The 10523-nt window shown below is 58.3% G+C and carries 5 protein-coding genes and 1 rRNA gene; 4 read left to right on the top strand and 2 right to left on the bottom strand.

Annotated elements, in window-relative coordinates:
- Window positions 1-45: 45 nt before the first annotated feature.
- From rrf to recD, 4 genes are all read left to right on the top strand, one after another.
- Window positions 46-161, top strand: a 5S ribosomal RNA gene (gene rrf, locus DU29_RS0127595).
- Window positions 162-317: 156 nt separating this feature from the next.
- The gene (gene recC / locus DU29_RS0127590) at window positions 318-3770 is read left to right on the top strand and encodes an exodeoxyribonuclease V subunit gamma (protein WP_028624600.1); all 3453 of its coding nucleotides are present in this window, start codon (window positions 318-320) and stop codon (window positions 3768-3770) included.
- Complete coding sequence (recB, locus tag DU29_RS0127585; RefSeq protein ID WP_028624599.1) at window positions 3767-7459, top strand: exodeoxyribonuclease V subunit beta; 3693 nt, start codon at window positions 3767-3769, stop codon at window positions 7457-7459. Before recC ends, recB begins: the two co-directional genes overlap by 4 nt.
- Window positions 7456-9540, top strand: coding sequence for an exodeoxyribonuclease V subunit alpha (gene recD / locus DU29_RS0127580; RefSeq protein WP_028624598.1), 2085 nt, complete (start codon window positions 7456-7458; stop codon window positions 9538-9540). Before recB ends, recD begins: the two co-directional genes overlap by 4 nt.
- 25 nt (window positions 9541-9565) lie before the next feature.
- On the opposite strand, the gene DU29_RS0127575 is transcribed toward recD, so the two are convergent.
- Both DU29_RS0127575 and DU29_RS0127570 read right to left on the bottom strand, forming a co-directional pair.
- Window positions 9566-9991 (bottom strand): hypothetical protein, encoded by a 426-nt coding sequence (locus DU29_RS0127575; RefSeq protein WP_050483197.1) that lies wholly within the window; start codon window positions 9989-9991, stop codon window positions 9566-9568.
- Window positions 9954-10523, bottom strand: a 570-nt coding sequence (locus DU29_RS0127570; protein WP_028624596.1) for a polymorphic toxin type 44 domain-containing protein, incomplete at its 5' end; no start/stop codon positions are given. The genes DU29_RS0127575 and DU29_RS0127570, both read right to left, overlap by 38 nt.

Raw genomic sequence — 10523 nt, 5'->3', positions numbered from 1 at the left:
TTTGCTGAAGCGCGGCCAGCTGGCCACGACTCGGTACCCGAATTTCTTGACGACCATAGAGCATTGGAACCACCTGATCCCATCCCGAACTCAGCAGTGAAACGATGCATCGCCGATGGTAGTGTGGGGTTTCCCCATGTGAGAGTAGGTCATCGTCAAGATTAAATTCCGAAACCCCTATCTGCGTATGCAGGTAGGGGTTTTGTTTTGGCCGCAGGAAAGTTCGTACAGCATCTTCGGACGGCGTCCGGCTGTCTTGGACGTCCGACAGTGCTAAGGTTTGGCCCTAGCTTTTGAAATTTTCCAAGGAAGCCTTTATGCCGGACGCAATGTCCCTCAATGCTGGTTTTATGGTGGTTCACGGTAACCGTCTGGACGAGTTGCGCAGCCTGGTGGTCAGCTGGATGCGGCGTTACCCGCTGGCTCCCTTGGAAAATGAAATCGCTCTGGTACAGAGCAACGGTATCGCGCAATGGCTCAAACTGGCCCTCGCGCAAGATCCTGAAGAGGACGAAATGGGCGGATGCGGCATTGCCGCAGCCATTGACGTCCAGTTGCCGGGAAGCTTCATGTGGCAGCTGTACCGCATGGTGCTGGGCCGAGATGAAATCCCCGTCAAATCCTTGCTTGATAAAGCTCCGCTGACCTGGCGCCTCATGCGTCTGCTGCCGCAGTTGATCGATCAACCGCACTTCGAACCCTTGCAACGCTTCCTTACGCATGACACCGATCTACGTAAACGCTATCAGCTCGCCGAACGCCTGGCTGACTTGTTCGACCAATATCAGGTCTACCGGGCTGACTGGCTCGAAGACTGGGCTGAAGGTCGCCATCAATTACGTAACGTTCGAGGGGAAGCCAAGCCCCTTACCCCTGCCAACTGCTGGCAAGCGGAGTTGTGGCGTGCATTGCTGCTGGATGTCGGCGAACGAGGCATGGCGCAGAGCCGGGCGGGCGTCCATCAACGGTTTATAGAACGGATCAATAGCCTGGACGTAGCGCCCGATGGCCTGCCTTCAAGAGTAATCGTCTTCGGCATTTCCTCGCTGCCTGCCCAAGCTTTGGAAGCCCTGGCGGGACTGGCGCGCTTCAGTCAGGTTTTGCTCTGCGTGCATAATCCGTGTCGCCATCATTGGGCAGACATCGTCGCCGATAAAGACCTGCTAAGGCATCAATACAAACGGCAAGCGCGCAAAAGCGGCATGCCAGTCGTGCTCGACCCGCAAACACTGCATCAGCATGCTCACCCACTCCTCGCCGCGTGGGGTAAGCAAGGGCGTGACTACATCAATCTGCTGGATAGCTATGACGATCCGAACAGCTATCGCGCTGCATTCCGCGACGGGCGTATCGACCTGTTCAGTGACAGCCAGCCGCAGAGCATGCTCAACGAACTGCAGGACGATATTCTTGAACTGCGCCCACTCATTGAAACCCGCGAGCATTGGCCTGCGGTCGATTTGCAGAAAGATAAATCCATCCGTTTTCACATCGCTCACAGTGCCCAGCGAGAAGTCGAAATACTCCACGACCAGTTGCTCGCACGCTTTAGTGCAGATCCTGAATTACGCCCTCGCGACATCATCGTGATGGTCCCGGATATTGACAGTTACGCGCCGCACATTCGCGCTGTCTTCGGTCAGATGGAGCGACAGGATCCCCGCTTCATTCCATTCACCCTTACCGACCAGGGGCAGCGCGGTCGAGACCCGCTACTGATTGCGGTCGAGCATCTGCTCAAACTTCCCGACAGTCGTTTTCCGGTCAGCGAAATCCTCGATTTGCTTGATGTTGCCGCACTGCGCGCGCGCTTCGGAGTCCAGGAGCGTGACCTTCCGACTCTGCATCGCTGGATTGAAGGGGCGGGTATTCGCTGGGGCATGAATGCCGAGCAGCGAGCGGGTCTGGGTCTGCCACCGGAACTGGAACAAAACAGTTGGCGTTTCGGGCTGCGACGGATGTTGCTCGGCTATGCGGTCGGCAGCGCCAGTGCTTGTGAGGGCATTGAGCCCTACGACGAGATAGGTGGTCTGGATGCCGCACTGATCGGGCCCCTTGTTGCATTGCTGGATACGCTGGAGGTCGCTCACCAGGAACTGTCTCATCCGGCAACGCCGAAACAATGGGGCATACGCCTGCAAGCTTTGGTACAGCTGTTTTTCCAGGCCAGTAACGAACACGACGACTATGTGCTGGCCCAGCTCGAAGAGTTGCGAGAGACCTGGCTGGACACCTGTGAATCCGTCGGTTTGCACGATGAATTGCCGCTTACAGTGGTTCGCGAGGCCTGGCTTGCCGGTCTCGACCAAGGTCGGCTGTCCCAGCGCTTTCTGGCAGGGTCTGTCAACTTCTGCACCTTGATGCCCATGCGTGCAATCCCGTTCAAACTGGTGTGTTTGCTGGGGATGAACGATGGGGATTACCCGCGTGCGCAGCCACCGCTGGATTTCGACCTGATGGGCAGCGATTACCGTCCCGGTGATCGTTCCAGGCGCGAAGACGACCGTTATTTACTGCTCGAGGCCTTGTTGTCAGCCCGTGATCAGCTGTACATCAGTTGGGTCGGGCGCAGCATCCGGGATAACAGCGAGCGCCCGGCGTCAGTATTGATCGGCCAGTTGCGCGACCATCTAGCCAGTGGCTGGCGACTGCCTGGCACCGACGAAAACCTGCTTGAAGCGTTGACCCAGGAACATCCACTGCAACCTTTCAGCGCCCGCTATTTTCATGAAGGCGACCAACTGTTCAGCTATGCCAATGAATGGCAGGTGCTCCATCAAGCCAATGCAACAAACGATGCTACCGAACTGCTTGACGACTATATTCAGGAAGAGCCGCTGAGCCTGGGGCAGTTGCAGGATTTCCTGCGCAATCCGGTCCGACATTTCTTCAGTCAGCGCCTCAAAGTGTTTTTCGAAGCGACTGAAGTTCCTCTCCCTGACGAGGAGCCGTTCGTCTTGGACGCACTCCAGCGTTATAACCTCAGCGACAGTTTGCTCGAGGCTGCGATGGGCCAGCTGGATCGGGTCGATCATGCGCTCGAAGTTCACGCAAAACGTCTGCAAAACAGTGGCCTACTACCTTTGGCCGGGTTTGGTGATTACATTCAGCGGGAGCTGATCGAACCGTTGCCGGACTTGTTGCAGCGTTATCACCAAATCCTTGCGCTGTGGCCAACGCCGCTCAGCAGTGCACTTCCTGTGAGCCTGGAGTTGCAAGGTTTACGACTTGAAGGCTGGCTAAGTGGACTGCATCAACGGGCTGACGGTGGCTTACTGTCACTGACCACCATTCCCAACAGCATCGGCTCGGTCAAGTCCCGCAAATGGCATCGCCTCACGCGACCTTGGGTTAATCACTTGGTGGCCTGCGCCAGCGGCATGGCGATGACGACCGCTCTGGTGGCCAGTGACGACACTCTGCTGCTGGAACCGATGGAGAAAACAGCCGCATTGAGCACCCTGGGTGATCTGTTGTTGGCCTGGCAGTCAGGCATGCGCCAGCCGTTGCCCGTCGCCGTCAAGACTGCGTTCGCCTGGCTCGCTCAAACAGATCCGGTCAAAGCCGACGCCGCTGCCCGCAAAGCATATGAAGGAGACGGTCAGACCAGCGAAGGCGAGCGTCGCGAAAGCCCCGCACTTCTTCGTCAATTTGTCGATTACGACGCACTGATTGCCCACGAGACTTTTCCCGACTGGTGCACCGCTTTGTACAAACCGATGTTTGAGGCTCGATGGCGATCACTGACCAGCGAGGAGGCGCGGTCATGACTAAAAAAACGCCTCTGGCCCTGGCTTTCCCGTTACGCGGCAGTCAGCTGATCGAAGCCAGTGCCGGGACTGGTAAAACCTTTACCATCTCTGCTCTTTATCTGCGTCTCGTCCTCGGCCACGGCGGAGAAACCAGCGGGTTCGGCCGTGAATTATTGCCGCCGCAAATCCTCGTCGTGACCTTCACCGATGCGGCGACCAAAGAGTTGCGCGAGCGTATTCGAACGCGTCTTGCAGAAGCTGCGCGGTACTTCCGCGATGAAACTCCCGCGCCGGATGCACTCATTGCCGATTTGCGTGACGAGTATGTTCCCGAACAATGGTCCGGCTGTGCGAATCGCCTGGACATCGCAGCACAATGGATGGACGAAGCCGCCGTCTCAACCATCCACAGTTGGTGTCAGCGGATGTTGCGCGAACACGCCTTCGACAGTGGCAGCCTGTTCACCCAGTCACTGGAAACCGACCACAGCGATTTGCTGGGCGAAGTCCTGCGTGATTATTGGCGACTGCATTGCTACCCGATGCAGGGCGATGCTTTGAATTGGGTTCGCACCAACTGGGGCGGTCCGGCAGCATTATTGCCGCGAGTACGGGGTTTGTTCGCCAGCCAGCGCGACAGTATTGAAGGTAAAGGTCCGGTTGATCTGATCACCGAGTCACTGCTGGAACGTAGCACTGCCTTGCTCGAACTCAAGATGCCCTGGCGGCAGTGGGCGGACGAACTGCTCGCGATCTGTTACGCGGGCGTCGAAAGCAAAAGTGTCGACGGCCGAAAGATGCAGGCGCGTTATTTCGAACCCTGGTTCGAAAAGATGAAATCCTGGGCTGAAGATGAAACCATCGAGCTGCTGGATATCGGTACCGGTTTCACTCGGTTGACGCCCGACGGAATGGCTGAAGCCTGGAAAAAAGGCGACGTGCCCAATCACCCCGGACTGGATGCGATGTCCGGGCTCAAGGCCAGTCTCGAAGGCTTGCCGAGCCCCGATGCGGCGGTGCTGGAGCACGCCGCACGGTGGGTAGGCGCGCGCTTCGAAGAAGAAAAACGTCGCCGCACAGAAATGGGTTTCGATGACATGCTGTTGCGCCTCGATGCCGCACTGCAATCCGAGGGCGGCGAGCGCTTGGCTACCTTGATTCGCGAGCAGTTTCCAGTGGCGCTGATCGACGAATTCCAGGACACCGATCCGGTGCAGTATCGGATCTTCGAAACCATCTATCGCATCGAAGAAAACAATCCTGAGAGCGGACTGTTCCTCATCGGTGATCCGAAACAGGCCATCTACGCTTTCCGCGGCGCCGACATTCATACCTACTTGCGCGCCCGTCTGGCGACTACAGGTCGACTGCACACGCTGGGCACCAACTTCCGCTCCAGCCACGGTATGGTCAGCGCGGTGAACCATGTTTTCCAGCGGGCCGAACTGCGCGAGTCCGGCCGGGGCGCCTTTTTGTTTCGGGAAAAAACTGGTGAAAACCCTGTGCCGTTTTTGCCAGTCGGGTCGCAGGGCCGCAAAGAGTTTTTGAGCATCGATGGTCAGGTGCCACCCGCTCTGAATATCTGGCATTTGTCCGCTGATCAACCATTGTCCGGCGCCAGTTACCGGCAGCAGATGGCTTCGGCGTGCGCCAGTCAGATTACCGCTCTGCTCAATGGCGGTCAGCAGGGGACCGCAGGGTTCATGCAGGACGGCAAAGACTTCGAAGGCCTGTTGCCAGCGGATATCGCCATTCTGGTGCGCGACGGTAAAGAGGCTCAGGCCGTACGCGCAGAGCTGTCCGATCGCGGAGTGCGCAGCGTTTACCTGTCGGACAAGGACTCCGTATTCGCCGCTCAGGAGGCCCACGACTTGCTGGTCTGGCTCAAGGCCTGTGCAGAGCCGGATATCGAGCGCACATTAAGGGCCGCTCTTGCCTGCATTACCCTCGACCTGTCGCTGGCCGAACTGGAGCGTCTCAATCAGGACGAACTGGCCTGGGAAGCGCGCGTCATGCAATTCCGTGGTTATCGCGAACTCTGGCGCAAGCAGGGGGTGCTGCCAATGTTGCGACGCTTGCTGCATGACTTTCGCTTACCGCAGACATTGATCGCCCGCAGCGATGGCGAGCGCGTTCTTACTAATTTGTTGCACCTGTCCGAGTTGCTGCAACAGGCAGCCGCTGAACTCGATGGCGAGCAGGCGCTGATCCGCTACTTTGCCGAGCATCTGGCCTTGTCCGGGCAGGCGGGTGAGGAGCAGATCCTGCGCCTGGAAAGTGATGAGCAACTGGTCAAGGTCGTGACCATTCACAAATCCAAAGGGCTCGAATATCCCTTGGTGTTTCTGCCGTTTATTTGTTCGGCCAAGCCAGTGGATGGCAGTCGTTTGCCGCTGCATTACCATGACGAGAACGGCAAGCCGCAGATGACCCTGAAGCCCACGCCGGAGTTGATTGCCTTGGCGGATGATGAGCGGCTGGCCGAGGATTTGCGCCTGCTCTACGTCGCGCTCACTCGCGCGCAGCATGCCTGTTGGCTAGGCGTCACTGATCTGAAACGGGGCAATAACAACAGTTCGGTATTGCACCTTTCGGCACTGGGTTATCTGCTCGGCGGTGGCGCGCCGCTGGCCGAGTCGGCAGGTTTGAAGCGTTGGCTTGAGGATTTGCAGCAGGACTGTCCGGCGCTTGTTTACGCCGAGATGCCCGAGCCGACGGCCGAGCAGTACCATCCGCCACCCAACAATGCGCGGTTACTCGCGCCGCTGGTTCCCAGTCGCAAGGCTAGCGAGAACTGGTGGATTGCTTCCTACAGCGCCTTGCGAATCGGCGACAGTCTGAGCGTGGGCAGCGACGAAGCGCCGGAGAATCCGCAAGCGCAAAAGCTGTTCGATGATGAGCGCCTGGATCCCGAAGCGCCGCGAGAAATCATCACCGGCGGCGCCGATATCCATCGGTTCCCGCGCGGTCCCGGCCCAGGCACTTTCCTCCATGGCCTGTTGGAGTGGGCCGGTGACGAAGGTTTCACCGCAACGCCTCAAGCCATAGAGGACGCTATCGCACGTCGTTGCAATCGCCGGGGCTGGGAAGGCTGGATATCGACATTGAGCGACTGGCTGCAACACCTGCTCAAATCGCCGCTGCCGGTGGGTGCGGATCAGGCGCCGGTGATACTCGAAGGATTGACTCAGTATCGCGTCGAGATGGAGTTCTGGTTTGCCAGCCATAAGGTCGATGTGCTCATACTCGACGAGCTGGTTTGTCAGCACACTCACAACGGCGTCGCTCGCGTTGCAGCTGAGCCGGTGCTGCTCAACGGCATGTTCAAAGGTTTTATCGACCTTACCTTCGAACATGAGGGCCGTTACTACGTCGCAGACTACAAATCCAACTGGCTGGGTGTCGACGACATGGCGTACACCGAGCAAGCCATGGAGCAATCGATTCTGGATAACCGTTACGACCTGCAATATGTGCTGTATCTGTTGGCACTGCACCGCCAACTGAAAGCGCGCCTTGCCGATTACGATTACGACCGGCATGTGGGCGGCGCGGTGTATCTGTTCCTGCGCGGTACGCGTTCGCAAAGCCGGGGTGTGTACTTTGCCCGTCCGCCAAGAGCGTTGATCGAGCGTCTGGATCGTCTGTTCCAAGGTAAACCGGAACCCAAAGCCGAACCTGCGTGGGTTCAGGGAGAACTGCTGTGAGCCGCACCTTCGCCGATTTGTTGCCGATGCCATTGGCTGCCGAAAGCCTCGCAAATTTGGCACCGCTGAGCCGCGCCGATGATCTGCTGAAGTTGCTCACGCGCTGGGTCGAGCGCGGCTGGCTGCGGGCGCTGGACAAAGCCTTCGTGGCGTTTCTGCACGAACTGGCGCCGGATGACGATCCCCTGGTCTTGCTCGCCGCTGCGTTGACCAGTCACCAGTTGGGCCACGGCCATGTGTGCCTGGACGTGCTCGAAACGCTGAAGGAACCAGACTTCGCTTTGTCTTTGCCGCCGGAAGGCGACGTGCAAGGGGGCGCTATGCTGCTGCCTTCGCAATTGCTGGAGGCACTCGACGGCGCCCACTGGTGCAAAGTGCTGGCGTCAAGCAGCCTGGTGGCATCTGCGGACGATGCCAGCGAAACCGCGCAGCAACGACCCTTGGTGCTTTCCGGTACACGCTTGTACCTGCGCCGCTACTGGACGTATGAACGCCGCATCGACCACGCGTTGCGCCTGCGCCTGGCTGAGCACGAAAGCATGCCGGCTGATCTCCCTGAACGCCTTACCGCGCTGTTCGGACCTGCACGACCGGGCGAGGTGGTGGATTGGCAAAAACTCGCCTGTGCCTTGGCCACTCGCAGCGCATTCAGCATTGTCACTGGCGGCCCGGGCACCGGCAAAACCACCACGGTCGTGCGCTTGCTGGCGTTGCTGCAAGCGCCCGCAGTCGAAGCCGGCAAACCGCTACGCATCCGTCTCGCCGCGCCCACTGGCAAAGCCGCGGCGCGACTGACCGAGTCCATCAGTCAACAAGTTCGCACGCTGGATGTCGATGACGCCGTGCGCAGCAAAATCCCCTCGGATGTCACCACTGTGCACCGTCTGCTCGGCAGCCGACCGGGTACCCGACACTTCCGCCATCACGCTGGCAATCTCCTGCCGCTGGATGTTCTGGTGGTGGACGAAGCCTCGATGATTGACCTGGAGATGATGGCCAGCCTTCTCGATGCCATGCCTGCCCATGCCCGACTCGTCCTGCTCGGTGACAAGGATCAGTTGGCGTCGGTTGAAGCCGGTGCCGTGCTGGGTGATCTGTGCCGTGACGCCGAAGCCGGTTGGTACACCCCGAAAACCCGCGAGTGGCTGGAACAGGTCAGTGGTGAAAACCTGACGAGCAGCGATTTGCAGGAGGATCTCAACGGAGCGCATCCGCTGGCTCAGCAGGTCGTCATGCTGCGACATTCGCGCCGGTTCGGCGAGGGCAGCGGAATCGGCCAGCTGGCGCGTCGGGTGAATCGTCAGCAAGCGGAGGAAGCGCGCCAGTTGCTGCAGGCAGGGAATCACGCCGATGTGTTTTCCCTGCACTTGAAAGGTGAGCACGACCGGACGCTGGAGCGTTTGCTGCTCGAAGGCCACGGCGAGGGGCCGCAAGGGTATCGCCATTACCTGAGCCTGCTGCGCAGCCAGCGGCCAGCGCTCGACAGTCCGCTCGAAGATTCGCGCTGGACTGTTTGGGCGCAGCAAGTGTTGCAGGCGTTCGACGCCTTCCAGTTGCTCTGCGCGGTGCGCAAGGGACCGTGGGGCGTCGAAGGTTTGAATCAACGCGTGACCGAGGCGCTGCTCAAGGGCCGATTGATCGACAGCAATCAGCAGTGGTACGAAGGTCGACCGGTGCTGATGACCCGCAACGATTACGGTTTGGGCCTGATGAACGGCGACATCGGCATCGCGCTGAGATTGCCGGAGCGCGAGGGCCCCGAAGCGGGGCGGCAGGTACTGCGAGTCGCCTTCCCGCGAAACGATGGCCAGGGCGGTGTGCGTTTTGTGTTGCCAAGCCGGCTCAATGATGTCGAAACCGTTTACGCGATGACGGTACACAAATCCCAAGGCTCCGAGTTCGCTCACACCGCGCTGATTTTGCCCGATGCCCTGAATCCTGTCCTGACCAAAGAGCTGATCTACACCGGCATTACCCGGGCCAAGCACTGGTTTACTTTGATCGAACCACGCACCGGTGTGTTCGAAGAAGCGGTGCGGCGTAAGGTCAAGCGCTTGAGCGGGTTGATGCTGGAATACTAACTTGCCGTGACGCTGACAGGACGCTTTAGGGGCGGAAAGGATCAAGTTCCCCCTTACATGGCTTCAAACGAGCAATAACATCAGAGGAAGTTTTTGTGGTGTCGATCCTGCCTGTTTCATCAAGGTTGATTTCTGTCGTTTTCCCCCAATTTGGCGTGATGGCGATACACCTCCGCAATCCCTTTTTCGACCACCAATCGAACATCATGAAGAAATTCTTATCGGGAAAGATGTGGCCAATGTCTGCTGTCCCTTCACCAGGGAGGATGCCTCCTTTGTCAATGCGGTGCTGGGTATTCCAGATATAGCGCAGCTCATCCTTGCCATCCTTGGGGTAATTGACGACTACTCGAGGAAGCGTCAGATACCAAAATAAGAACGTTGCGAGCAGGAGCAGAGTTACCACTTTGCCTTTACTCAATTTTCTTGCAAACGTGTTCACGAACGCCATCCCCCCAATCCTTCGGTTTAACTGCAAGAACTTTGTCCATTATCATTTGGGCGGTAATACCACCGTTAGGTTGCTCGGCGAATAGTTTAATCCCGATACCGATAGATATTCGGTCCTGATCGTCGTCGTAAGCCCGCAACCCATCGACATCTTCAGCCGCGTCCGGCCATTGCCGTTTCTTCCAATCAAAAAGTTTTCTGACAGACTCGGAAGCTATTTGCTCAAGCCCCGCCCCATCGGACAGGGCGCTTTCTGAAAGGCCCCCAGCTCGCCCCACATAGCCATAGTGAATGTTCGACCAAATGTCGTAGAAGTAATCGTAATCGCCCTGTTTGTGGTAGACGACACCATTGTATTTCTCGGCGAGTATCGGCTTATGGTCCCAAGGACGATCTTGACCCACACGCTCAGTAAAAAGAGCCATGGCAGCCGCGCCTTTGGAAGCACCAATAACTTGAGGGCTGGTCGCACCTACTTGGGCATACCAAGGCAGGGCCACCTGATTGCGGGTCTCTTCAGCAACGTCGTAGCT

It is taken from the genome of Pseudomonas sp. Ant30-3 (genome assembly GCF_000690905.1).
GTDB lineage: Bacteria > Pseudomonadota > Gammaproteobacteria > Pseudomonadales > Pseudomonadaceae > Aquipseudomonas.
The sequence above is the reverse complement of the archived record's forward strand: the minus strand, read 5'-3'. Positions and strand labels throughout refer to the sequence as shown.

Coding starts and splice junctions, on each gene's coding strand:
- DU29_RS0127575 (WP_050483197.1), bottom strand. CDS start 9,991: ATGGCGTTCGTGAACACGTTTGCAAGAAAATTGAGTAAAGGCAAAGTG.
- recC (WP_028624600.1), top strand. CDS start 318: ATGCCGGACGCAATGTCCCTCAATGCTGGTTTTATGGTGGTTCACGGT.
- recB (WP_028624599.1), top strand. CDS start 3,767: ATGACTAAAAAAACGCCTCTGGCCCTGGCTTTCCCGTTACGCGGCAGT.